The organism is Clostridium vincentii, assembly GCF_002995745.1.
Lineage (GTDB): Bacteria > Bacillota > Clostridia > Clostridiales > Clostridiaceae > Clostridium > Clostridium vincentii.
The window spans coordinates 107,379-133,035 of record NZ_PVXQ01000002.1 but is presented as its reverse complement, the minus strand read 5'-3'; the positions used below and the strand labels follow the sequence as shown (position 1 = coordinate 133,035).

General features: G+C 30.7%; 28 protein-coding genes and 1 riboswitch. Of the genes, 9 read left to right on the top strand and 19 right to left on the bottom strand.

What is annotated here, in order from left to right:
- The 9 genes from phnH to CLVI_RS01465 form a co-directional block, all read right to left on the bottom strand.
- Window positions 1-591: a phosphonate C-P lyase system protein PhnH gene (gene phnH, locus CLVI_RS01505; RefSeq protein ID WP_106058339.1), complete on the bottom strand. Its 591-nt coding sequence runs from the start codon at window positions 589-591 to the stop codon at window positions 1-3.
- Between the two features lie 11 nt (window positions 592-602).
- Entirely contained in the window at window positions 603-1,025 is a 423-nt protein-coding gene (gene phnG / locus CLVI_RS01500) for a phosphonate C-P lyase system protein PhnG (protein ID WP_106058338.1), read from the bottom strand.
- A 133-nt stretch (window positions 1,026-1,158) separates the two neighbouring features.
- Window positions 1,159-1,875 carry a GntR family transcriptional regulator gene (locus tag CLVI_RS01495; protein ID WP_242980508.1) on the bottom strand — a complete coding sequence of 239 codons (717 nt, stop codon included), beginning with the start codon at window positions 1,873-1,875 and terminating at the stop codon, window positions 1,159-1,161.
- Window positions 1,876-2,151: 276 nt separating this feature from the next.
- On the bottom strand, window positions 2,152-3,645 hold the full coding sequence (gene malQ / locus CLVI_RS01490) for a 4-alpha-glucanotransferase (protein WP_106058336.1): 1,494 nt from the start codon (window positions 3,643-3,645) through the stop codon (window positions 2,152-2,154).
- A 272-nt stretch (window positions 3,646-3,917) separates the two neighbouring features.
- Entirely contained in the window at window positions 3,918-4,379 is a 462-nt protein-coding gene (ribH, locus tag CLVI_RS01485) for a 6,7-dimethyl-8-ribityllumazine synthase (RefSeq protein WP_106058335.1), read from the bottom strand.
- A gap of 20 nt (window positions 4,380-4,399) precedes the next feature.
- Window positions 4,400-5,599, bottom strand: a complete 1,200-nt coding sequence (locus CLVI_RS01480) for a bifunctional 3,4-dihydroxy-2-butanone-4-phosphate synthase/GTP cyclohydrolase II (RefSeq protein ID WP_106058334.1) — start codon at window positions 5,597-5,599, stop codon at window positions 4,400-4,402.
- A 22-nt stretch (window positions 5,600-5,621) separates the two neighbouring features.
- A complete protein-coding gene (gene ribE, locus CLVI_RS01475; RefSeq protein ID WP_106058333.1) occupies window positions 5,622-6,278 on the bottom strand; it encodes a riboflavin synthase in 657 nt (218 codons plus the stop codon).
- On the bottom strand, window positions 6,278-7,369 hold the full coding sequence (ribD, locus tag CLVI_RS01470; RefSeq protein ID WP_106058382.1) for a bifunctional diaminohydroxyphosphoribosylaminopyrimidine deaminase/5-amino-6-(5-phosphoribosylamino)uracil reductase RibD: 1,092 nt from the start codon (window positions 7,367-7,369) through the stop codon (window positions 6,278-6,280). Before ribD ends, ribE begins: the two co-directional genes overlap by 1 nt.
- Before the next feature lie 349 nt (window positions 7,370-7,718).
- Window positions 7,719-7,832, bottom strand: a riboswitch (FMN riboswitch).
- Between the two features lie 50 nt (window positions 7,833-7,882).
- Window positions 7,883-9,166 (bottom strand): homocysteine synthase, encoded by a 1,284-nt coding sequence (locus CLVI_RS01465; protein WP_106058332.1) that lies wholly within the window; start codon window positions 9,164-9,166, stop codon window positions 7,883-7,885.
- A gap of 324 nt (window positions 9,167-9,490) precedes the next feature.
- Between CLVI_RS01465 and CLVI_RS01460 the strand changes: the two genes are divergently transcribed.
- Window positions 9,491-9,877, top strand: a complete 387-nt coding sequence (locus CLVI_RS01460) for a YtxH domain-containing protein (protein ID WP_106058331.1) — start codon at window positions 9,491-9,493, stop codon at window positions 9,875-9,877.
- Window positions 9,878-9,892: 15 nt separating this feature from the next.
- Window positions 9,893-10,231: a hypothetical protein gene (locus tag CLVI_RS01455; protein WP_106058330.1), complete on the top strand. Its 339-nt coding sequence runs from the start codon at window positions 9,893-9,895 to the stop codon at window positions 10,229-10,231.
- A 128-nt stretch (window positions 10,232-10,359) separates the two neighbouring features.
- Here CLVI_RS01455 and CLVI_RS01450 read toward each other — a convergent pair whose 3' ends face one another.
- The 5 genes from CLVI_RS01450 to CLVI_RS01430 all read right to left on the bottom strand — a co-directional run bounded on the left by CLVI_RS01450 (window position 10,360) and on the right by CLVI_RS01430 (window position 13,886).
- Window positions 10,360-10,959, bottom strand: coding sequence for a nitroreductase family protein (locus CLVI_RS01450; RefSeq protein WP_106058329.1), 600 nt, complete (start codon window positions 10,957-10,959; stop codon window positions 10,360-10,362).
- Between the two features lie 87 nt (window positions 10,960-11,046).
- Complete coding sequence (locus CLVI_RS01445; protein ID WP_106058328.1) at window positions 11,047-11,577, bottom strand: DUF4825 domain-containing protein; 531 nt, start codon at window positions 11,575-11,577, stop codon at window positions 11,047-11,049.
- Window positions 11,561-12,247 carry a permease prefix domain 1-containing protein gene (locus CLVI_RS01440; protein WP_106058327.1) on the bottom strand — a complete coding sequence of 229 codons (687 nt, stop codon included), beginning with the start codon at window positions 12,245-12,247 and terminating at the stop codon, window positions 11,561-11,563. Before CLVI_RS01440 ends, CLVI_RS01445 begins: the two co-directional genes overlap by 17 nt.
- Window positions 12,248-12,257: 10 nt before the next feature.
- Window positions 12,258-12,593: a PadR family transcriptional regulator gene (locus CLVI_RS01435; protein WP_106058326.1), complete on the bottom strand. Its 336-nt coding sequence runs from the start codon at window positions 12,591-12,593 to the stop codon at window positions 12,258-12,260.
- Window positions 12,594-12,788: 195 nt separating this feature from the next.
- The gene (locus tag CLVI_RS01430; RefSeq protein ID WP_106058325.1) at window positions 12,789-13,886 is read right to left on the bottom strand and encodes a GGDEF domain-containing protein; all 1,098 of its coding nucleotides are present in this window, start codon (window positions 13,884-13,886) and stop codon (window positions 12,789-12,791) included.
- 267 nt (window positions 13,887-14,153) lie between these two features.
- On the opposite strand from CLVI_RS01430, the gene CLVI_RS01425 reads away from it, so the two are divergent.
- Window positions 14,154-14,528, top strand: a complete 375-nt coding sequence (locus CLVI_RS01425) for a CBS domain-containing protein (protein WP_106058324.1) — start codon at window positions 14,154-14,156, stop codon at window positions 14,526-14,528.
- Between the two features lie 107 nt (window positions 14,529-14,635).
- Here the strand turns inward: CLVI_RS01425 and CLVI_RS01420 are convergent, their stop codons facing one another.
- The 3 genes from CLVI_RS01420 to CLVI_RS01410 all read right to left on the bottom strand — a co-directional run bounded on the left by CLVI_RS01420 (window position 14,636) and on the right by CLVI_RS01410 (window position 17,818).
- On the bottom strand, window positions 14,636-16,078 hold the full coding sequence (locus CLVI_RS01420; protein ID WP_106058323.1) for a glycoside hydrolase family 1 protein: 1,443 nt from the start codon (window positions 16,076-16,078) through the stop codon (window positions 14,636-14,638).
- A 273-nt stretch (window positions 16,079-16,351) separates the two neighbouring features.
- Complete coding sequence (locus CLVI_RS01415) at window positions 16,352-17,059, bottom strand: superoxide dismutase (protein WP_106058322.1); 708 nt, start codon at window positions 17,057-17,059, stop codon at window positions 16,352-16,354.
- Between the two features lie 39 nt (window positions 17,060-17,098).
- On the bottom strand, window positions 17,099-17,818 hold the full coding sequence (locus CLVI_RS01410; protein WP_106058321.1) for a YetF domain-containing protein: 720 nt from the start codon (window positions 17,816-17,818) through the stop codon (window positions 17,099-17,101).
- 213 nt (window positions 17,819-18,031) lie between these two features.
- On the opposite strand from CLVI_RS01410, the gene CLVI_RS17345 reads away from it, so the two are divergent.
- From CLVI_RS17345 to CLVI_RS01385, 6 genes are all read left to right on the top strand, one after another.
- Window positions 18,032-18,190, top strand: a complete 159-nt coding sequence (locus CLVI_RS17345; RefSeq protein ID WP_170065564.1) for a hypothetical protein — start codon at window positions 18,032-18,034, stop codon at window positions 18,188-18,190.
- A gap of 74 nt (window positions 18,191-18,264) precedes the next feature.
- On the top strand, window positions 18,265-19,125 hold the full coding sequence (locus tag CLVI_RS01405) for a DUF421 domain-containing protein (RefSeq protein ID WP_106058320.1): 861 nt from the start codon (window positions 18,265-18,267) through the stop codon (window positions 19,123-19,125).
- A 14-nt stretch (window positions 19,126-19,139) separates the two neighbouring features.
- On the top strand, window positions 19,140-19,619 hold the full coding sequence (gene spoVAC, locus CLVI_RS01400) for a stage V sporulation protein AC (RefSeq protein ID WP_106058319.1): 480 nt from the start codon (window positions 19,140-19,142) through the stop codon (window positions 19,617-19,619).
- Window positions 19,620-20,621: a stage V sporulation protein AD gene (gene spoVAD / locus CLVI_RS01395; RefSeq protein WP_106058318.1), complete on the top strand. Its 1,002-nt coding sequence runs from the start codon at window positions 19,620-19,622 to the stop codon at window positions 20,619-20,621. It abuts the gene before it with no gap.
- A 19-nt stretch (window positions 20,622-20,640) separates the two neighbouring features.
- Window positions 20,641-20,994 carry a stage V sporulation protein AE gene (gene spoVAE, locus CLVI_RS01390; protein WP_106058317.1) on the top strand — a complete coding sequence of 118 codons (354 nt, stop codon included), beginning with the start codon at window positions 20,641-20,643 and terminating at the stop codon, window positions 20,992-20,994.
- 29 nt (window positions 20,995-21,023) lie between these two features.
- Window positions 21,024-21,230 (top strand): DUF1657 domain-containing protein, encoded by a 207-nt coding sequence (locus CLVI_RS01385; protein WP_106058316.1) that lies wholly within the window; start codon window positions 21,024-21,026, stop codon window positions 21,228-21,230.
- Between the two features lie 34 nt (window positions 21,231-21,264).
- Here the strand turns inward: CLVI_RS01385 and CLVI_RS01380 are convergent, their stop codons facing one another.
- Both CLVI_RS01380 and CLVI_RS01375 read right to left on the bottom strand, forming a co-directional pair.
- Complete coding sequence (locus CLVI_RS01380; RefSeq protein ID WP_242980507.1) at window positions 21,265-22,401, bottom strand: CheR family methyltransferase; 1,137 nt, start codon at window positions 22,399-22,401, stop codon at window positions 21,265-21,267.
- A 19-nt stretch (window positions 22,402-22,420) separates the two neighbouring features.
- On the bottom strand, window positions 22,421-25,624 hold the full coding sequence (locus tag CLVI_RS01375) for a response regulator (RefSeq protein WP_106058315.1): 3,204 nt from the start codon (window positions 25,622-25,624) through the stop codon (window positions 22,421-22,423).
- Between the last annotated feature and the right edge of the window lie 33 nt (window positions 25,625-25,657).

Genomic DNA, 25,657 nt, shown 5'->3' with positions numbered 1-25,657 from the left:
TTAGCTCTCCTCCTTAATCTGAGTAGTTCTAGGCAGACACATAACATTACCTTTTTTATCAATATATATTCCATCAATTCCTAAAGGATATTCTTGATTTTTTTCTTTTCTAGCTCTTATCCAAGCCCTACTTTCACTTATTGAAATCCTATTTGCTTCCTTTATTCCAGGTCCAACAAGCTCTAACTGTGTACCTTTTTTTATCTCTTCAAATTCAGCTATTATAGTGGCCGAGCTATTAGGATTGACTAAATCTCCAATTTTGCTTTTCCTATATGCTAATGCTAATCTTTTAGAATTAGCATCGCTTAAAACAAAAATATAGTCTGCTTCATCTAAAGGCCTTATCTTTGCATATGTCATCTGACTTACTAAACTAGTTATATTCATAGTATTTTCTGAAATAATATGGAAGGTAACTTCCCCATCCAAAAGCATTAGCATTAAAAGAAATGTTCCCTTAAAGCAGTCCAATTCAATATCTACTTTTTCCGCTTCTTGGTTTATATTTTCTATAACCCCAGGTCTTGCCATTGCATTTAAAACTTTTCTATAGACCCCCTGTAGGTCATGTATTGAATCTAGTTTCATATAAATCCCTCCTAAATATCCATAGTAGTAAAATCTACCTTTGTTTTTAAAACACCTTCTTCTATTTTCTTTTCTCTTTCTCTTATCTGCGCTTCTTCCTCCAATAAAAACTTTTCCCAGTGACCAGTCTCTTCTAAATTCTTTTTGCAGGCCCCATCTATAATTGCTAGATTTAAGGCCAATTCTTCTCTATCTCCCGCAACAATACCCAAACCTAGAACTCCTTCTATATATACCTTTGCTTCACTTACAAAAATTTCTCCTAGGTAAAAAAGTTCCTTCTTCGCAGTTTCTCTTATTTTTATCATTACAAGCCCATGATTTGGAGCCTCTATTTCTTTAATTTCATATTTATCCTTGATATCATCAGCTAATTTTTTAGCTAAATCATTTCTACTTTTTATTAATATCTCTGTCCGTTTCCTTCTATTCATTCCATCCACTCCTTACAATTTGAATTATATCTTGGCACCAAGTTAAGTAATGCTAAAAGAATGTTAATCCATGTTAACAATCTGTTTTTAAATAAATAAAAAGGCCTTTTGATTTTTTATTATCAAAAAGCCCTTACTTATTGAGATTTATTTCATACTTAAATTTATCTCCTCTATACAATATTTCTGTATACTCTAAAACTATATTTCTCTTTTCATCTATACAATTTGTTTCAAGCTTTAATAATGGTACAAGCTCACCACATTGTAGATATTCTCCTTCCTTAAAAATAGGGTACCCTAAACTTAAAAGATTTTTTCCACTAATATAATTACTAAAGCCCTTACTTTCGTAATACTCAAATACTGAAGTGATTTTTTTTCCTTCCTCATATATATTAGGGAAAACAGAGTCAGCTAAATATGAAATATGTATTGCTATGGGTTCTCCCCCTACAATCCTTAATCTTCCAATCCTATAAACAGCAATATTTCTTTCCACTTTTAACTCATTATAAATTTTCTTATTGAAAGGTATTCTTTCACAAAATATATTCTTAGTTACAAGATCATAACCCTTACTCTTAAGTTTTTTAGAAAAGCTCTCATTGCCTGATAAAACCAATTCGATATGTTCACTTTTCCCTTTGAAGAATCTGCCTCTACCCTGGAGTGAATAAATATATCCCATATCCTCAAGACGTTCATATATTTTCCTGATTTTTATTCTTGGCACACCGTACTTTAATGCTAGTTGATTATCAGACGGTAATTTTCCATCAGTTTTGTACTTGCCCTGGTTAATATTTTCAATAATATTATCTCTAATATTTTTATCAATAATATCCAATATATAACCCTCCTATTTTCCTACTATATTATAAGGATAAGCTATATATATATTATCTATATAATACTCTTGTTATATTTACGTAAAATTTCTTATAACTCGCTGTATGCAATAAATGTTGTTATTTATTCTAGCAATAGTAATCTTAACTAGACCTCATATAATAAATCAGAGATTTTTGAAAATATTAACAACATTTATTGAATACACAGCTATATGACAAAAAAAGAAGAATAGAACTTTTCTCAAATTCTATTCCTCATGTATTGCTCTTATTTATCTTTCAAATCTATAATTTAATCCAGCCATTTTATTGGCTAACTCATCTGTTAATCTGTCACTTTTAATTCTCCAGCTCCAGTTTGTTCCCATACTTGAAGGCAAATTCATTCTGGCTTCATTTCCAGCGCCTATGAAATCCTGCATCTGAGCAATGGATACGTCAGCTACAGATGCGCAGACTCCTCGAATTAAGCCCCAACTATATCCTTCGGTCTCATTCAATCCTAAATATTCCTTTGCATTTTTTATATCATTTCCACTTGCAGTTTTCTCACACCAACCTAATAAGGTATCATTATCATGGCTTCCAGTATAGGCAACACACTTTGGACTATATTTATGTGGTAAATAACAATTATCATTAGAGCCATCAAAGGCGAACTGAAGAATCTTCATTCCCGGAAAACCTGTTTGCTTTAAGAAGTCTCTAACTTCATCAGTTAGATTCCCTAAATCCTCAGCAATAACATTTACATCTCCAAGTTCAGCCTTAATTGCATTAAACAACTCTATACCCGGACCCTTTTCCCAGCTTCCATTAACTGCAGTTCCATTTCCATAAGGAATTGCCCAATATGATTCAAACCCTCTAAAATGATCAATTCTAACTACATCATAAAGTTTTAGGCTCTCCCTAATTCTAGAAATCCACCACTTATAGCCTGTTTTCTTCATTAAGTTCCAATCATAAATTAAGTTTCCCCAAAGCTGTCCTGTATCAGAAAAAGCATCAGGAGGACACCCTGCAACAACTGTTGGCTCTAATGTCCTTTTGTCTAATCTGAAGTTTTCAGGAGCACTCCAAGTATCTACACTATCCTCAGCAACATAGATTGGAATATCTCCAATTATCTCTATTCCCAAAACCTCAACATATTTTTTCAACTCGAACCACTGACTGAAGAATAAATATTGTATGAAAGACCAATATTCTATTTCATCCTTCAATTTAGTCTTATATTTTATTATAGCCTCTGGCTTTCTTGATTTAATATCATTATCCCAGTTATACCAATTACCAACATCAAAATGCAGCTTTAATGCCATATATAATGAATACTCCTCTAGCCAGAAGGAATTTTTCTTTTTGAATTGTAGAAATTGTAGCTCTATTTCATAGGGTTTATCCACTTTGTAATTTTCATATGCTATTTTAAGTACTTTATATTTTGAGTTATATATTTTCCCATAATCGACTTTTTCGCTATTCTGGCCATAATCTTCGTTTTTGTATTCTATATCCTTCAATAATCCTGATTCTTCTAAAATGTCGAAATCAATAAAATATGGATTTCCAGCAAATACATTAAAACATTGATAAGGTGAATCTCCAAAGCCTGTATGACCCAGCGGAAGTATCTGCCAATATTTCATTCCTGCCTTTTTAATAAAATCAGCAAATTTATATGCTTCTTTTCCAAATGTACCTATACCAAACTTCCCCGGTAGTGAAGATATGTGCATCAAAACTCCTGCACCACGTAACATAATAATGTCCTCCTAACAATTTTTAAGCTTTCATATGGCTGTATACAAACTATATAAATGACAGCCTACATATTAAGCACAATAATCTATAATTCATTAAATCTATTTATTTTATGTTAATATAAATTTTACTTACTTATAGATTATACACTAAGGGCATTAATAGATACAAAATTGTAATTATTTTCCACTATTTATTTCTTAATCTACTTTTAACTATATAAAGTTATCCTCTATTTTATTACTACATGAGGTATAATAAATGTTTTCACCTAAAACTTCTTCATTAAATTTGCCATTTCAATTGCTGTAACTGCTGCATCATATCCTTTATTTCCAGCTTTAGTTCCTGCCCTTTCAATAGCTTGCTCAATTGAATCAGTAGTTAGTATTCCAAATATCACAGGCTTTTCTTCTCCTAATGATACAGCTCCTATTCCTTTAGATGCCTCAGAGCAAACATAATCAAAATGTGGTGTTGACCCCTTTATTACTGCCCCCAAACAAATTATTGCATCATATTTATCATTTTTAGCCATTTTCTTTGCTATTAATGGTATTTCAAAGGCTCCAGGAACCCAAGCAACATCTATATCATCTTCATTAACTCCATGTCTTTTTAGGCTATCTAGCGCGCCCCCTAGTAATTTAGATACTATAAACTCATTAAACCTTGCTACAACAATACCAATTTTCAATCCTTCTGCTATTAATTTTCCTTCAATAATATTCATCTTAATATCTCCACCTTTTTTTAATAATTTAGTATATGATTTAGTTTTTCTTGTTTTGTTTTTAAATAATCTTTATTATACTTATTTGATTCAATTTGTATTGGAACCCTGTCTACGACCTCAATATCGTATCCAGCTAATCCATTTATCTTTTTCGGATTATTAGTTATAAGTCTTAGCTTTTTAGCTCCTAAGTCCTTTAATATTTGAGCTCCTATTCCATAATCTCTAAGGTCTGCTGCAAATCCTAATTTAAGATTTGCTTCAACTGTATCAAGGCCCCCATCTTGGAGTTCATAGGCTTTTAATTTATTTATTAACCCTATTCCTCTACCTTCCTGTCTTAAATAAAGCAGTATTCCATTTCCTTCTTTTGCTATCATCTTCATAGCTGCATCATACTGTTCTCCACAATCACACCTTTTCGACCCTAAGGCGTCTCCTGTTAAACATTCCGAATGAATTCTTGTTAAAATCGATTTATCACTATCTATTTCTCCCATAACTAAGGCAACATGATGTTCTCCATTCAATTTATTTATAAAACCATGAATAGTGAACTCTCCATACCTTGTTGGCATTTTAGCTTTTGCAACTCTTTCAACTAGCACTTCATTTTTCCGTCTATAGGCAACTAAATCTGCAATAGTAACAATTTTCAGATTATGCTCTTTAGAAAACTCCATAAGATCTGCTGTTCTTGCCATGGTTCCATCATCTTTCATAATTTCGCAAATAACTCCCGCGGGTTTAAGCCCAGCTAATCTTGCTAAGTCCACAACAGCTTCTGTATGTCCAGTTCTTTCTAGTACTCCATTTTTTTTAGCCGCTAATGGGAAAATATGTCCTGGCCTTGTAAAATCTTCTCCCTTTGCATTCTCATCTAATGTTTTAGATATTGTAAATGCTCTTTCAAAGGCTGAAATACCTGTTGTAGTCTCACAATGATCAATGGACACAGTGAAGGCAGTTCCATGATTATCAGTATTAGTCTCTACCATGGGGTGAATATTTAATCTCTTAAGCCTAGCCTCTTCCATAGGCATACATATCAAACCTCTAGCATATTTTGCCATGAAATTTATTGCCTCTGGGGTAACCTTGTCTGATGCCAAGATTAAATCCCCCTCATTTTCCCTATCTTCATCATCAATAACTATAACCATTTTTCCTAAGCCTATATCTTCTATAGCCTCTTCAATACTATTAAACTTAAACATATAATCTTTATCCTCCCTTTATTTACATGAATCCATTTTCTCTTAAAAATTTTTCACCTAGGGTCTCTTTTGTCTTTTCCTCTTTGTTTAGAGATAACCCTAAAAGTTTCTCAACATATTTTCCTATTACATCACATTCAAGATTAACTCTCTTTCCAATTTTTTTATTAAGTAGGGTAGTTTCTTCCCCCGTATGAGGAATAATTGATACCTTAAAGGTTTTATCATCAATATAGGCGACAGTTAGACTTATACCATCTATTGTTATAGATCCTTTTTTAACTATATATCTTAAAATTTCACTATTTGCTTCTATGGTAATCCATACGGCATTATCTTCTTTTAAATTAGCGACTATTTGTCCTACACCATCTATATGTCCACTAACTAAATGACCTCCCAATCTTTTATCAAGGGTTAAGGCCCGTTCAAGATTTACCTTACTACCAGATTTGAGCTCACCTAAATTACTTCTTCTTAATGTTTCTGCCATAATATCTGCCTCAAATAGGTTTCCTGCTATATTGATAACTGTAAGGCAGACCCCATTGGTACATATGCTATCTCCAATCTTAGTATCATTAATAACTTTTTTAGCTTTTATCGCTAACCTTGAAGATTTTATTCCATTTTTTATATTTTGGATTTCTCCTACCTCTTCAATTATTCCTGTAAACATTATTCTTCACCTTTCTTCACATAACCTTCTATAAGAATATCTTGCCCAATTAGACTTGTTTTTAAATCTCTTAATTTAAAGGCATCCGTTAATGCTTCTACTCCTGTACCTCCAACAATAGTTTTAGCCTTGTCCCCTCCTATTATCATAGGAGCAATATACACTTGGACCTTATCTACAATTCCTTGAGCAAGTGCAGAAAAATTCAATGTAGCTCCTCCCTCAAGAAGTACACTATCTATTTGCAAGGCTCCTAGCTTTTTCATTAAGTCTAATAAATCTACCTGATTGTTTATCTGTTCAGTAACTAAAATAATTACACCCTTTTCTTTAAGCAGTATTTCTTTATCTTTATCTCTTCTATCTGTTGTTGCAACTATTGTTTTTATATCCCGAGCACCTTCTACAAGTTTTGATTCAATTGGTATTCTAAGGGTACTATCCACAACTATCCTTATAGGATTCCTACCATTTTCTGTTCTGCAGGTAAGCTCTGGATTATCCTTTATTACAGTTTGTACTCCCACCATAATAGAGGATAGTTTATTTCTAAGTTTATGAACATTTTTCCTTGATTCTTCCCCTGAAATCCATTTTGATTCACCTGAATAGGTTGCAATCTTTCCATCTAATGACATGGCAGATTTCATCACAACAAAGGGCTTTTTTTCTAGTATGTATTTCATAAATACTTCATTTAGGTCTTTACATTCATCTTCTAAAACACCTACTATAACCCCTGCATCCTGAAGCTTTTTTACTCCATTTCCAGCAACTAACGGATTAGGATCTAAGCTACCTATTACCACTTTTGATATTTTTTTCTCGATTATCTTATCTGCACAGGGAGGAGTCTTCCCAAAATGAGAACAAGGTTCTAGAGTCACATACATAGTAGCTCCTTCAACATCCTCAGTGGCATTTTCAAAGGCATCAACCTCAGCATGGGCTTTGCCATATTCTCTATGATGACCGCCAGCTATTACACTACCGTTCTTTACAATAATTGCTCCCACCATTGGATTTGGACTTACTCGTCCTTCTCCATTTTTAGCTAACTCTAAAGCTATCTTCATATATTTTCTATCCATCATATCAATCCTCTCTTTTTTAATTGAAAGTGGAAAATTGAAAATTATAGATGAAATTCCTGCAGAATTTCTAAAATTATATATTTTCAAAAACTCCTAGGAGTTTTATCCTTCAACTCTCAATTATCAATTATCAATTCCACACAAAGTTCCTCTTTTGGGTACACATTATTATTTTAGTATTAACAAAAAAATAAATATTAACAAAGAAAAGCCTCGAATAAATTATTCGAGGCTCCAAAAATAAGTAAAATCATCCCATCATGTAAATTAAAAAAGCTCTGAAATATAAAATATTTCAGAGCAAAATACACAAATAGAGTTATCATAATAATAAACTATACTTATTCATTTTCTTCTTTTATCCAGACTTTACTGTTGGCTTCGGAGTTAAACCGAATCAGCACAATGGCTCGCGGGCTATACCGCCAGTAGGGAAATTAACCCTGCCCCGAAGAATATATTAAATTATATTTTTATATTATTCCTATTTTTTATTGTTGTCAATAAATATTATCCTATTTTAGAAAAAGCATTTTGTAAATCTTCTATAAGGTCATCAATATGTTCTGTACCTATAGAAAGTCTAATCATATCTTTAGTAATTCCAGCATTTGCTTGTTCTGTGTCTGAAAGCTGCTGATGTGTAGTTGATGCAGGGTGAATTACTAATGATTTAGAATCACCTACATTTGCAAGTTGAGAGAATACTTCTAAGCTATCTATAAACTTACGAGCTTCAGCTTCTCCGCCCTTAACTCCAAAGGTAAATATAGAACCTGCGCCTTTTGGTAAATACTTTTTAGCTAAGTCATAGTACTTATTACCCTCTAATGAAGGATAATTAACCCATGCTACCTGATCGTTTGAATTTAAGAAATCAACTATCTTTTTAGTATTTTCAACATGACGTTCTAATCTAAGTGATAAAGTTTCTAATCCTTGCAAAAATAAGAAAGAATTAAACGGGCTTAAAGTAGCTCCTGTATCACGAAGTAATTGTACACGTGCCTTTGTTATAAATGCTGCTGCCCCAATATCTCTAGCGTAAACAAGTCCATGATAGCTAGTATCTGGTTCTGTAAATCCTGGGAACTTATCATTTTGTGCCCAATCAAAGTTTCCTCCATCTACTATAACTCCTCCAATTGAAGTACCATGTCCACCAATAAATTTAGTTGCTGAATGAACTACTATATCTGCTCCAAATTCAATTGGTTTTACTAGATATGGTGTACCGAATGTATTATCTATAATTAATGGGATACCATGTTTATGTGCAACCTTTGCTACTTCTTCTATGTCAATTATATTAATTCCTGGATTTCCAATAGATTCAATAAATATTGCTTTAGTCTTTTCAGTAATTGCTGCTTCAAAGTTTTCTACTCGATCAGGATCTACAAAAGTTGTTGTAATTCCAAGTCTTGGCAAAGTAGTTGAAAATAAATTAAATGTTCCCCCATAAAGGGTTGCTGCTGCAACAATCTCATCTCCTGTTCCTGCAATATTTAATATTGAGTAAGTAATTGCTGCTGATCCACTTGCTGTAGCTAATGCTCCAACTCCACCTTCAAGTACTGCCATTCTTTTTTCAAAAACATCACTTGTTGGATTCATAATTCTTGAATAAATATTTCCATTTTCTTTTAATCCAAAAAGATTTTCCGCATGTTGTGTATTATCAAATACATATGATGATGTCTGATAAATTGGTACTGTCCTTGATTTTGTTGTAGGGTCTACGTCTTGACCTGCATGTAGTTGTTGTGTTTCAAATCTATAATTTTTACTCATTTAAAATTCCTCCATTCATTTTAGTTAATTGATATTCTTATAGCCACTCTTACTTCGTCCATATGTTTTGTATGATTATATCAACACTATGTTTTTATGTCAATACATATGGTTTTAATTTTATAATTATATTTTTTACTTAACTTTTTATTGAATTATACCATTTTAAAAGAAAAAACTTTCACATTATTGTAAAGAAATAAATATAATATTTAGAATTGACTAAAATTTCGAGGAATTATGTAAATGTAAATGTAATCATTGACTTTTACTAATAGACAATGGTACAATTGTCTATAAATAGTTATTTAAGGAGGAGAATTTATGGGAATTTATGCATTAATTGAAAAAAAGAAAAGAGATCAAAAAAGAAAAGAGAATATTAAGGTTGCTAAGGTTGCTTCTTTAACTGCTGTTACAGGTGCTGCATTAGGATCTATCATGGGTTTATTGTTCGCTCCAAAGTCTGGTAAAAAAACTAGATCTGATATTGCTGAAAAAGCGAGTGAAACTAAGGATAGATTATCAGAAAAAAGCGCTGCTCTTAAAGAAACTTTAGACTCTAGAGTTTGTGAAGGTAAAAAGGATATACAAGGCGCTAAAGTTAAAATTTCTGACTACTTAGCTAGTAAGAAATCAAAATCTCAAGAGAAGTGTGCAGATGTAGAATCTGCAATTGAAGAAAAAGTTGAAGAGGAAACTATAGAATAGTTATAGGTGGGACCAATGTATATAAGTTTATTTGATTTGTTTTGGGTAGTTATAGGTCTTATTGGGGCAATTGCTTTGATATTTTCTATAATTACTTTAAGCAGAGTTGGAAAGTTGGCTAATAATATTAATATTTTATTAAATGCTAACAAGCAAAATATTGATAAGATTTGCAAAGACTTACCTATAGTAACTGAAAATGCTATTGAGATTTCAGATAACTTAAAGGATGTAAGTGCTGTAGTAACTGAAGCTACGGCTGATGCAATTGTAGCTAAGGATAGTCTTATGAATAATGTTGATACAATCAAGGATATCCTTAACATCATTTTATCTGTTTTTTCTAAGAAATAACAAAAAGATCCAAATGTAGTCTTTTCTGCATTTGGATCTTTTTATTTTTGAAAAATAAAAAGCACTTAAGAAATTTAATTATTTCTTAAGTGCTTTTTATTAATATCTTTACCTAATTCTATATTAAATTATCTAAATATTTTAACGCGTTCTTCTATAGGTTGGAACTGTTTTTTATCCGGTGGTGCTGTTGGTGTTCCAAATGGCATTTGTGCAATTAGACTCCAATTTTGTGGAATCCTCCAGTTGTCTTTCACATCATTATCAATAATAGGATTATAATGTTGAAGCGATGCTCCTAATCCTTGAGTTTCTAATGAAGTCCATACTACATATTGTAGCATACCACTGGATTGCTGTGACCAAACTGGAAAGTTGTCCTTATATAATTCAAATTGTTTTTGAAGTGATTTAATTACACTATTATCCTCAAAAAACAACACTGTTCCATATCCATTTTTGAATGAGTTTATTTTCTCTTCAGTAGATGTAAATTGATCTTCTGGAACAATCTTTTTTAAAGTTTCCTTAGTTATATCCCATAATTTATTGTGACTTTCTCCAAATAATACTATAACTCTTGAGCTTTGAGCATTAAAAGATGAAGGGGTATACTTTACCGCCTCTTTAATTAATTTCTCAATTTTAGCATCAGAAATAGTAGTTTCTTTACTAATGGCATATCTAGTACGTCTTTCTTTTAAAGCTGTATTGAAATCTTTTGACATAAAATATCCTCCTCTGTAAAACAATTTATTATAAACAGTATTTTTTAACTACATAATTTATTGTTTATTAACTAAATTATACACCATTCAAATCATATATTCACCATTTTCAATTCTATCTTGTACTTTTATTTTCCATTTATCTCTTGTCAATAAACCTGATAAATCTTCGCCAACCATTTTTTCAATATCTGATCGTAAAAATTTATAGGTTGAATTGGTAAAATTATAATTAATTTTTTCAAGATTATCAATTAAAGCAAATGATGCAATGGTATTATAAATTAGAGAATTTTCTAATTCATCTTTATCAATATTCTCTACGCTCTCCTTATAATTTACTTCTACTGTTAATTTATCTGGAAATAATTCAAAAGTATTCGAAATATTATTTAGAGGTAAATTATAAAATAAATTTGTTATATTACTATTGTCTCCCATATACTTGCTTTTATATTTCATAATACTATCTAAATCATGAGTTATCGGATTCTTTTGATTTTCTATGTATTCAGCCTTCTTATGGTTATCTTCTGGAATAACCACACCCTGAACTATGGCATATAATACAATCCCAATTATGGCTAAACAAAGTATTATTTTATTCCTTATCTTCATTATCTTCACCTACCTCATATTTTATAATTAACTTTGGTGCTAAACTAAAATATAATGGAATTATTACTGATATAAGTGGTATTAGATAGCTTATTAACAGTATTGCAAATTGATACGGTCCATCTATTATAACTGGCCTTGAGAACCAAACATTACTTCCAAATTGAATTGCTGTGATGAAAACTAAATATATTATAATAAAGAGAATCCAAATACTCCATGCAATTTTTCTAATTTTAAGTGAAAATTGTAAATTAATAAAGTCTTTGCAATGAATAAAGTCTCCATTTTTCTTTCTTAAAGATAAATATCTTATTCCCGTAACAATACTTGAAATCAATAAAATAAAATTAATTAATATTCCTTGTCTAAGAATTGATAAAGGGATAGTTATTATCCAACCTACTAAAAGATAGATTAAAATCATTTGTAAGTATTCAAGTTTGTACTTAGTAATATATACTTCTTTATTTCCATTAATAAGATAATCAATGTTATCTATACTATTTATAGCTGTTTTAATAGCTTCATTGTAGTCCATTCCATTCGATGTTAAATCTTCTACCTTTGCTTCAAGATTACTTAAAACTTCATATTTCAATTCTCTAATCTGTTTATCTTCTTTATATCTACTAAATATGCTATCAACATGTTTTTTTAACCTTTCCATAAATATTTCCCTACCTTTCAATTAGTTTGTCTATTACTTCTCTTGCTATTTTCCAAGCTGAAATGGATTTTTCATATGCTTCTTTCCCAAGTGCTGTAATTTTATAATACTTACGTCTTCCACCCTGGCTTTCATTTCCCCAATATGACTCAATAAGATTTTGAGATTCAAGTCTTTTTAAACTTGTATATAAAGACGGTTCTTTCAATTCATATCTTCCATCACTTTTTTTGGAAATACTTTTAATGATTTCATACCCATAATTATCTTCATCAAATAATCCACAAAGAATAATAACATCTATATTTCCACGAATTAAATCGCTACTTATGCTACGCTCATTCATATTGTTCACCTCATATTTATACTATAAGCAATATTACTATTTGTGTCAATGTAATATTTGTTAAATAGTAATATTCTAGTAGCTGATAATTTAAATAAATAGTTTCTAAGTTTATAATTTAATTTCAAAAAAGAACAAGTATATTTGTATTAAACAAACATACTTGCTCTTTTTTGATTAAAATATAATTCTGATTTACTCTATAATACACGTATCATTATTACAAACTTTATCTCTTCCTGAGTTCTTTGCTTTATAAAGGGCATTATCTGCTTGTCTCCTAATCTCTTCTAAACTTTCTACATTATCAGGATATGTTGCAGCTCCTATAGAAATAGTTATATTAATGATTCTTCCCTCACCTATATCAAATTTATGATTTTTTACAGCATTTCTTATTTTAGTTCCTATTTCTAAAGAACGGTTTGGTGGACAATCAAGCAATAGCGCACAAAATTCTTCGCCCCCTACCCTTCCTACAATATCAAATGTCCTAGAGTTTTTAATAAGGATCTCTCCAAGTTCTTTTAAAATAATATCTCCTACTGAATGTCCATATGTATCATTAACCATTTTGAAGTGATCTATATCTAGCATAAGACAAGATAATTTCTCATTATTTTCAATTGCAGTTTTAAAACTATTATTTATCAACAAATCAAAATTCCTTGTATTGTTAAGGCCGGTAAGATAATCTTTCGTTGAGTCTTCTTTATACATTTTTAGTAATCTGTTAGAATCTCTAACATACTCTAGTAAAAAGTACTCCATAACCCCAGCAAGTATAATAACTCCAGTAAAAGTTGCTATTATGATATACGGATTTTCCATCTCTCTTAATAAATAAATAAAAGTAGATATTAATATTATCGCTACAGATATAAGTTTACAACTCCATTTCTTCCATGGTATTTTAATTTTTTTATTAATATAATTAAATGATACTAAGTATAAAATTATATTAATTATTGCACTAACAGAGGATTCATTTATACCATAATGTGCAATACGAAATATTCCAATTATAATCCCTACTATAATTGTAGGGATTATTCCCCCTACATAATTAATCATCATAAAAACTAATGCTCTAAGATCCATTATGGCAGTAGTACCTGGAACATTTATGTTATAAAAAATCATTAAAACCCCTAACAACCCACCGCATATGCCTAATATTATTTTAAAATCTAATTTATCCATTCTTTTTATAGGGATTTCTTTTATAATATCCCCCCCTAGGAAAGTAAATGATATAAGTATCAGCACATTTACAAACAAATCATTTAACATAGACTTTCTCCTTTTCCTAACAAATTATCAGAATTTCTAATTTAATTACACAAAAAACACCTATTTGATATTGCATTATTATAGCTTAATTGCCTTTAAATCTCAATGAATTTTAATTGTTTAATTATAGTTGAATTTTTAAAGAATAAATACATGGAAATATCTATATAATTATATGGTTGCACGTTGCTAAATATTAGTTTTGTAGTACACTTATAGTATAAATAGATATACTATACTTTTATCTGTAGAAAAGGAGATGATATTATGAAAATAGCTAACATTATTAAAGTACCTCCCCATACCATCAATGTAAATGATACCATAGATAAAGCTTTATCCTTAATAAATTCTTTAAATATAAATGGTTTGCCTGTAATAGATGATACTAAGAAATTAGTAGGAATGATTGTTAAAGCTGATATATATAGATTTATGATTGCTCCAGGGCATTACGACAGTTGCCCTGTTGAATGGGTTATGTCTAAATCAGTAATAGTTGCACAATCAGATGAAGATATACTTACAGTAGCAAAGAGATTAAGGGAAAATAATATACTAGCTATGCCTGTAATTAATAAGGATGATGTCATTGGAATCATAAGTACTGAAGATCTACTAGATTATTTCATTACTCAATAATGAAGATAGTGTCTAGTAACTAAATTTAGATTTTTACAAGTATAAAAAGCCCCTAAGTCTCATCAACTTAGGGGCTTTTAAAATGTATTTTTATAATATCACTTATTTTATAATTCTTCACCATTTGTCTCTATTACATTTTGATACCAATAGTAGCTATCTTTTTTATAACGATCCATAGATGATCCTTCTGACTCTTCACGATCTACATAAATAAACCCATAACGCTTTTGATATCCATTTAACCAACTTAATAAATCTGTTATTGACCATGTGCAGTATGAAAGCACTTCACAGCCTTCATTAACAGCTTCTTTTAATTCTTCTATATGAGCCTTTAAGTATGCTATACGATAATCATCATGAATCTTATTATCTTCAGTTTTCTTATCAAATGCTCCAAGACCATTTTCAGATATGATTATTGGTAAATCGTATCTACTAGTAATTGTTCTACAGCACATTCTTATTCCCATAGGATCTATAGTCCAATCCCAATCTGTAGTTTTTAGATGTGGATTTGCTGGATTCTTGTATAATCCAGGTATTCCACTAACTTGTGATATACCCTTCTTACCTGTAGTATTCATTTCGGACATTCCAACACCATCTATTGGATTATATTCAACAACTGATGTTTGATAGTAGTTTACTCCCATAAAGTCAACTTGTGCAGCCGCCTTCATAAGCTGAGCATCCCCCTCTTCAAACTTAGGCGCTATCCCTTGTTTCTCTAAATACTTGAAAGCTGCCTTTGGATAATGTCCATATGCATAAACATCCATCCACCAGAATGATTGTAAGTCATCAAAATCTGCCTTAGCCATGGCATTAATAGGATTACAATCAATAGCATAGCTTGGTGAAAATGCAAAGCTTGCACCTATTTTACCTTCTGGAACTAATTTTCTAAATGCAAGTACTGCTTTAGCATGGGCTATGTTTGCATGATGATTTACTTGATAGAACATCTTCATATCGTTCTTCTTACCAGGGGGGTGTGTTGCAAGTACCCATCCATGGGTTGTAAATACATTTTGTTCATTTAATGTTATCCAATACTTAACCTTATTCCCATAACGTTTAAATAAAGTTATTGCATAATTCTCATAATCTTCAATTATATTTCTGCTTTCCCATCCACAATATTTTTCTTGAAGAGCTTGTGGCATATCCCAATGATAAATTGTAACCATTGGTTCTATTCCATACTTTATACATTCATCTATTATGTCCTCATAAAATTGTAGACCTTTCTCGTTAACTTGCCCTTTGCCCTTTGGATAAATTCTTGACCAAGAAATTGAAAATCTATAAGTCTTTAATCCCATTTCTGCCATTAAAGCAATATCTTCTTTAAATCTATGATAATGATCAACTGCCACATCACCTGTTGTAGCTTTAAATGTCTTACCAGGAATTCTTACAAATTCATCCCAGTTACTTCTTCCTTTTCCATCTTCTTCAGCTGCACCTTCTACTTGGTAAGCTGCAGATGCACTTCCCCAAAGAAAATCTTCTTTAAATCCATGTTTTTCTTTAAAATACATTGGTCATCCTCCTAATGTTTAATTATTTTCTAATAAAACAATTGTTTATAAAACCCTTTACAAACAAGTCTACCATATTCTTGTGAAAACTGTCTATTAATATTTATACCTACCAATGTAATAGAACGGTATTATTAATTTTTAGGAAGGTGGTAAATCAACGTCTACTAAGGAAAAGCAACACTTTAATAATAATGCAGCATAAATTTTGGTACCCTACAATTATATGTATTCATATTATCCTTGTATTTTTATAAGCATGATTTAGAATAGTCAACTCTCATATCTTTTCTGAACTTCTTCCCAATTCACTACATTCCACCAGTTATCTATATACTCTGCTCTCTTATTTTGATATTTCAAGTAATAAGCATGTTCCCAAACATCAAGTCCCATTATAGGTGTTATTCCACTCATTATTGGGCTATCTTGATTGGCTGTAGATATTATTTGTAATTTGCCATCTTTATCTTTTATTAACCATGCCCATCCACTACCAAATCTATCGAGAGCAGAAGTTTTAAATTCTTTTTTAAAATTTTCAAAAGAACCAAATGTCTTTTCTATATCCACTTTTAATTCACCCTTTGGTTCTCTACCTTTATCTTTACCCATTATTGTCCAAAAGAGACTATGATTATAATGTCCTCCTCCATTATTTCTAACTGTTTCTTTTATATCATCTGGAAGACTGTCTAGACTTGTTAAGAGTTCTTCTATAGTTTTACCTTTTAGTTCTGGATATTTATTTACTGCAGCATTAAGCTTTTCTACATATGCTCCATGATGTTTTAGATAATGTATCTCCATAGTTTTAGCGTCAATATAAGGTTCAAGGGCATTATAGCTATATGGAAGATCTGGCAATTTAAATGGACCTTGTGTCTTATCTTCTGCCTTTACATATCTCATTGGTAGAGATACTGAAATTAATATTGCACAAATTAAAGGAAATAGTTTGTTAATTTTGATTTTTTTCATTTAGATACCTTCTTTCATTAAAATTTGTAGTGTCTTATATCAGATACCCTCTGTAATATCAGCAGGGTTTGATAACTTATCATCCAAATAATCTATATATATTTTTTTATCTTTGTCTAAAGTTGCATAATAAATATCATTGATATTCTTTACGCCCATGGTTCTTAGTTGACCACTTAGCCAATTAACAGAAACATTTCTTTTATTTAAATTTTCATAAATTATCTTTCCTGTAACAACAATATCTGTAATTAATTCTTCTTGGCTTACTTGCAAATTCATATCTTCAACTTTTATATTTTCCTTTCCAGCTCTCTTTACAACACTTATCTCCCCAGTAGTTTCTAAAATAGCATATTTAACATCTTGAATATTAAATATATCTTTTTTTCTTAACAGATGAGTTAAGTCATCAACAGTATATTGAAATTTGGCCAAATTCTTCTCAAGTATATGGGCGTCCTGTATTACTAACACAGGTTCACCATCAATTATTTTAGCTATAGTTCTATTTTTCTTTGATAAATATGACAAAATCGAAGTTAAACCTCCAAATAGAAACAACCCTATGATATGCCCCCAGCTTGATTGGCCTAAATCTGTTGCCACAGTTGCAGCAATTGACCCAAAAGTTATACCATTTATGTACTCATATACAGTAAGTTGAGCTACCTGTTGTCGTCCTAAAATTCTTGTAATAAGTAATATTGCAAAAAAAGCTACTAATGTCTGCAATACTATATCAATTATTTCCGCCATTTTTATCACTCTTTTCGTATATAATTTTTTTTCTATTAGATACTAATAGGGTTGAACAAATAACAAAAAATTATACAGGAGGAATTATTATGTCTCTAGAGATAAAAGCTTTATTTACTTTTTTATTTGTAATCTTTGTATGTGTAGTTTTATATTTTTTACACAAGAGAAAAAAAATATAATTAGATACTAGTATATTATTATGAATATTCGATGATAATAACTTTGAGAATTTATTCAGTACAAAGTAGTAATAAAGAAGATATATTAATCTACAAGCAAGCTCTCCAAACTGCTGAAGAAGTTATTCTTGATATTGAAAACAGGGTAAAAATTCTAGAGTTTGAAGAGCCACAATACAAAGGAATTTAGCACAATCAAAAAATAACAAACTAGTATGTTTAGTCTGTTATTTTCTTTTATGTGCCTTAAGAAAGGAAGACATTATGCAAAATTGGATTATAGTACTACTACGAACTTTTCTTCTATCTATTTTAACTTTAGTCGTAATTAGAATTATTGGAAAAGGGAGTTTATCTAAAACAACCCCCTTTAAATTTGTAAGTTACATTGTAATTGCTATTATCGCTTCATTAATTTCATTAGGGTTAATAGAAAATCTTGTCTTCGGATTTATATCACTAGCGGTTTGGGTAGTCTTCTCTTTAGCACTTGATTATTTATCCATAAAAAGTAAGTGGTTTCATAATTTTGTTAATGGACGAGAAACTATTTTAATAAAAGATGGCAAGGTTATGGAAGAGAACTTAATGGATGTTAGATTCACAGGTGAAGAATTATTAAGGGATTTGAGATCAAAAAACATTTTTAATTTAACGGATGTGGAGTTTGCAGTTATGGAATCTACTGGGGAAATCAATGCTTTACTTAAATCAGAAAAGAAATCTATTACCCCCCATGATTTGCAAAAAAAGGTAGCACCTTTATCTGAATCTCAAACAGTAATATTAGATGGTAATATTCTAGATGAGCCTCTATCAAATAAGGGGTTAAATCAAGGATGGTTGAAAATTCAACTTTCAAATTTAGGTGTATCTTTAGATAATGTTTTCATTGGTCAGGTAGATTCATCAGGAGATTTATTTATAGATCTTTTTGATGATTCAATTCTACTTCCCCAGCCTAAGGTTAAAGAGATGCTTTATGCAAATATCTCAAAGGTTCAAGCTGATTGCCTTGCCTTTTTATTAGAAACAAATGATTTAAAAGCCAAAGAGATGTACTCAGATAATGCTATAAAATTAAAGAAAATGATGGATGACCTTGAACCTTATTTATTACGTTAGAAAGGGATGAACTTATGTCTAATAAGAAAAAGAAAAAATTTACTCCTGTTCAGCAAGAATATCAGGACTTTGCTAAAGATATAGAGCCCAAACGTCCGGTTGTAAAAAATTGTATTCATGCCTTTTTAGTAGGAGGATTTATATGTGTCATAGGTCAAGCTTTACAGTTAGCCTTCATTACTTACCTTGACTTTACCGAAGAGACTGCAGCAGCACCTACATCTGCTGTATTAATAATAGCTGCTATTTTACTAACTGGCTTTGGAATCTTTGATCATATTGCACAATGGGCAGGAGCTGGCACAGCCGTCCCCATTACTGGATTTGCGAATACTATGGCATCTGCTGCTATAGAGCATAGAACAGAAGGTTATGTCCTAGGAGTTGGCGGAAACATGTTTAAGCTTTCCGGATCAGTAATTGTTTTTGGAGCTTTTTCAGCTTTCGTTGTTACACTAATAAAAATAACTATTAATTGGTTAGGTGGGATGTAAATGTTAACAGGTCATCAAACTTGGGTTTTTAATTCTAAACCCGTAATAATATCCTCAGCTGCGGTAGGAGGTCCCTTTGAAGCTAAAGGCGCATTAGCAGAAGATTTTGATTATCTTCATCAAGATGTCTGGTTAGGACAGGACAGTTTTGAAAAGGCAGAAAAGAAATTATTAGAGCAAGCATGTGAAACAGCCATTAGTAAAGCTAATATGAAAAAAGAAGATGTCCAGTTTTTTATAAGTGGAGATTTAATGAATCAAATTATTTCTAGTACATTTACTGCTCGTACTTTAGGTATGCCTTTTATAGGAATTTTCGGTGCGTGTTCTAGTTCCATGGAAAGCCTTGCAATGGCTTCTTTATTAATTGATAGTAAAGCCGCCAAATATGTACTTGCCGCTGCATCTAGTCACAACATAGCAGTAGAAAAACAATTTAGATATCCTACAGAATATGGAGCACAAAAACCTCCTACTGCTCAATGGACAGTAACTGGGGCGGGTGCAGGCTTAGTCGCAGAAACCGGTGATGGTCCTAGAGTAACTAGTGCTACTATCGGCCGCGTAATAGATATGGGGCTTACAGATCCATATAATATGGGATCTGCTATGGCTCCAGCAGCAGTAGATACCATTGAAGCTCATTTTCGAGATTTAAATATTGATCCCTCTTATTATGATTTAATTGCTACAGGCGATTTAGGAAGAGTTGGTCATATCATTGCTAGTAAATTATTAGCTAAACATGGTCATGAAATTCCTCCAGAGATATTCACCGACTGTGGCATGTTAATTTATAAAAAAGACCAGCCCGTAATGGCTGGGGGTAGTGGATGTGGCTGTACCGCAACTGTTACATATGGTCATTTGCTTAACCGGATGAAAAAAGGTGAATTAAAAAAGATATTAGTTATTGCAACAGGTGCATTGCTTTCTCCATTATCATATCAACAAAAGGAAAGTATACCTTGTATTGCTCATGCGGTGTCTATAGAAATATAAAGAGAGGTGTTGATTTAAAGTGATAACTTTTTTTTGGGCATTTGTTATTGGTGGATTTATATGCGTAATTGGACAGATAATGATGGATGTTTTTAAACTTACACCTGCGCACACTATGAGCACATTAGTTGTAATAGGAGCTATTTTAGGTGGTTTAGGATTATATGATCCATTAGTAAAATTTGCAGGTGCAGGAGCTTTTGTACCAATAAGTAGCTTTGGAAATTCATTAGTTAAGGGAGCTTTAATGGAGGCTGAACAAACGGGATTTATTGGAGTACTTACTGGTCTTTTTGAAATTACTAGCGCGGGTATTTCTACTGCAATAATATTTGCATTTATAGCCTCCTTAATATTTAAGCCTAAAGGTTGATTCTATTCACATGAAGGGAGGTGAAATATATGACAGTAGGAACTCAAATGCAACAAGCAGTTGCAGGTATTCAAAGTGCATCAGCAACTATGAAAACTTTTTCTCTAGAAACTCAAGATAAGCAAGCAGTACAACAATTTCAACAAATTGCTCAACAGCTTGATAGCTCTCTTGAAATATTAAAGGGAAGACAACAGTACATAGAACAACAAGAACCTCAATATAAACAACAATAAAATAAAGGGTGTCTATTTTATAGACACCCTTTTTTTATTTTTTCTTATAAATCTTTAATTTCTCATCATACTTACAAAAATATTTTTCTCCATTATTTCTTTGAATTCCTTCACTCTTTCCTAGAACTAAAAAACCATTATTATCCAAAGAATTATTGAAGCTTTCTAGCATTTTCTCCTGTAGACTATCGTTAAAATAAATAAATACATTTCTACAAAGTATTAGATTAAATTCGTTTAAAGTTCCATTACTAATCATGCTATGCTGGAAAAACAATATATTTTTCATAAGTTCTTCTTTTACTTTCATGTAGCTTCTATTAATGCTAAAATATTCAACAAAGTTTTTTTCTCCTTGTGCATTTCTGTAATTACTTATATCTTTATCTAAGCTGTCCGTAGAATATATTCCATTCTTTGCTTCTTCTATAACATAAGGATTAATATCTGTAGCATAAATTTGTGTTTTATTAAGTATTCCTGCTTCTTTTAGCATTATAGCCAAGGAATAAACTTCTTTTCCATTAGAACACCCTGCACACCAAATTTTAATGTGATTATAGGAATTTAAATAGGGCAATATTTTGGTTTTGATTAGGGCAAACACATTAGGATCTCTAAAAAACTCCGTAGTATTTATTGAAAAATCTAGAAACAGGTTATAGAAAAAATTTTCGTTACTTAAAACTTGCTCTCTAAATGAGTTGAAATTACAGATACCCTCTTTTATCATAGCTATGTTTATTCGTCTCATTATGCTATCTATTTGATACTCTGTATAATCGTAGCCGTAGATGATATTTAGCTCCTTTAAAAAACTATAAACTTCCTCTTTATCTAGACTTTCTTTTTTATCAGATAATTTTCTATTTTCTTTTTTTAAAGTACAATTTTTTTCAATGCATTTACATTTTATACCGATATTTTGTAAGTATGAGTATAAGTATCTCTTTAAAACAAAAACTACACACTTTTCACGCTCTTGCAAAATAAAAAGTCTTTCTAAAACAATTTTCGGAATTACATTAGCTCCTAAAAAAGTTATATTAATTTTTTTATTTTTTGGTAAATCTAAAATTTCTATTAGCTCTATTACTTGCTTAGAATCTTCAAATTCTCCCATCACAACTATATCTGTATCTACTTGGTTATAACTTATTTTAAACTCCAAAATTTTCCTCCATTTTTTATTAATCTTTATTGGTCCAAGCCTTTACTAAAGTTATAAGCACATCATAATCAATTGGCTTGGAAATATAATCATTAGCCCCAGCTTCCATGCACTTTTCTCTATCACCTTTTAGGGATTTTGCTGTGGTAACTATAATTGGTATGTGTTTTAATTTATCAGTATCTCTTATACTTCTAATTGCTTCATATCCATCCATAACAGGCATCATTATATCCATTAAAATTAAATCAAAGTCTTGATTCTCAAGCTTTTCTAGTGCAACTTTTCCATTTTCAGCTTCAATAATTTCTGCACCATAGTCTTCTAATGCAGCTGCAAGCACAAATATATTTCTTGGATCGTCATCTACGATTAATATTTTTTTATTATCAAGATTTAGTGCTCTATCCTTGTTAATTTTGGACGTAATAATATTTTTGTATACTTCTTTGCTTTTAACATGATGAAGTATTAAAGTTAATTCATCTAACAGTCTTTCATATGAGTTCGTTGTCTTAATAATTATGCTGTCCGCATATAATTTTATCTCTTTTTCCTGCTCTTTACTTATTTCCATACCGGTATAAATAATAACAGGTATACTTAAGTTTCTTAGTTTTAAATCATCATTAATTTCTTTTAACAAATCAATTCCATTTTTATCTGGCAATGCTAAATCCAATAAAATTCCATCAATTTCTTTTTCTTTTATAATCTTAAGTCCTTCAGCTCCACTCTTAGATGTTAATGTTACAAATCCTATCCCCTCAGAGATAGCTTTAATAGACCTAATCAAATTTATATCACCTTCAATGATAAGTAAATTTTTAGGTTTTTCATTTTTTATATCTCTATTTGATTCCTTTACTGTATTTTTACCCTTATTGCTAATAGTAACTGCTACCTCTTCTCTACAAATAGATTCTTCTAAAACTGTAAGAGGTAAAGAGAAGAAGAAAGTGCTTCCACTATCAATATCACTGGTTACTCTTATTTCTCCCTTCATAGCGTTACAAAGCTTATTGCTTATGGATAGACCTAATCCTGTACCACCATACTTTCTTGAAATAGAGCCATCTCCTTGATGAAATTCTTCGAAAATCATCTCTAAATTATTTTTAGGTATACCAATTCCTGTATCCATTACAGAAAATACTATGTTATTTTTACACTTGGTATCCCTTTCAATTTTTAGCTTTACGGAACCTTTTTCTGTAAACTTAAATGCATTAGCTAAAAAATTTCTTAATACTTGTGAAATTTTTTCTTTATCCCCAAAAATATTATTTTTAAATTGATCTTCCAATATAAATTGAATATCTTTTTCCATTGCAGTTCCATTAAACATATCACTAAGTTCCTCAGTAAGTTCACTAGAATTGAAATTCTTATAGTTTACTTCTATTTTTCCTGCCTCAATTTTTGATAGATCTAAAATATCATTTATTAAACGAAGCAGATGCTGTCCAGAGTCAAATATAACTTTTATTTTTTCCTGTGCATCTTGAGCAGTAGTATCTTTACAGCTCCTTATTAAAAGATTAGATAATAATATAATAGAATTAAGTGGTGTTCTAAGCTCATGAGAAATATTTGCTAAGAATTGTGTTTTATATATATTCGCCATTTTATAATCTTTTGAGCGTGCCAAAATCTCTTCTCCGGATTTTTCCAATTCTTCATTTTTAACACTTAGAAGTTTTGACTGCTCTTCTATTTGCAAATGATGCTCCTCAAGTTGAGCATTAGTTTGTTGCATTTCTTCACTTTGCTGTTGAAGTATTTGCTGCTGTTCTTCAAGCTGAGCATTAGTCTGCTGAACTTCCTCAGTTTGAACCTGAAGCTGTCTTTGCTGTTCTTCCAACACTTCATTTGCATCTATTAACTGAAGTGATATGTCTTGAGCATTTTTTGTTGCTTTTTCACTTACTTCCAATAATTCTTTAATTCTTTGATTTTGAATTGTAGAGTACAGGTTTATAGCAATGATGTTGCTTGCCGTCTCTATAAATTGCTGTTTTAATTTATTAAAAGTTTCAAAGGAGGATAACTCAATAACTCCATATAATTCATCCTCATAAACTAATGGAAAAGCATAAACATTGAGAGGAGCTTCATATATAGTTCCAGTACAAATTGCCGCTTCCGATCTTCTTACATTTGTAAGAAGTATAGGTTTTCTCTCTAAAGCTACTTGTCCAACTATTCCCTGACCAATTTCGTATGTATTAGATAATCTCTCTCTTTCTGTAAAGGCGAAGGAGGAATTTAGAATAAGTTTATTTTCTTTATTATTATGTATATAAAATGTTCCATTTCCAGCATCTAATGATCTCGATAAGAAATTTATTGCCCTTTGTGTCAATTCTCTTACAGATATGTCACCAGCCATTTCATTATTTAAAGAATTTCGAGTATCATTTATGTAAAATTCATTCTTTAATTTATTTATCAATATATTGTAGTTTTTAGCCATTTCAGAAATTTCACTTTTATGAGTAATTTCATATTCTTCTAGATTTCCTGAATTAGATATTTTAATCATATGTTCTTTTAAACTATTAATAGGGCTTAAAATGCTTCTTATAACTCTTGTAAACGCTAATGTTAGTATAGTTATTAAAATTACTAAAGTTAGAATTAAGGTTATTCTTTGTGAAGATTGTAGTCTATCCGATTCTTCTATTAAACCGATTTCGTTGTCCGAAGAAGTTAAATATATATTAGTAAGATTAAGTTCAAGCTGATCAACAAAGTCTAAACTTATTCCTTCAGCTATAAGTATTGCATCATCTTTTTTACCTGCTAGCACATCCTTAATAATTTTCTCTCTTTGTGGAGCCCACCATTTCGAAAGAAGATTATTAGCATCTTCTAAATTCCTTTTAGTATTAGCATCAGAAGAATTTTCACCTATAGTATCTAGATTCTTTTTTAAATCGCTTTCATATTTGTTAACCTTGTCTATTGATCTTTGAACTCCATCACTGCTTGATAATAAAATTACATCCTTCATAGAGCTATTAATTTTAATTAAATTTAATTTCCCATTCACGGCAGCATCTGAAACCTTTGATGATTGATTATATAAATTCTGAGTTACTTGCGCCAAGTTATTAATTCCAACTAAAGCAAAGGTACCAAATCCAATAAATGTTGTACTACATATAAAAAATAATATAAAAAATCTTTGCTTTATGCTAAAATTTTTAAAAAGATTCATAAGTTCCTCCTTTAAAGTAGATATTATAAAATT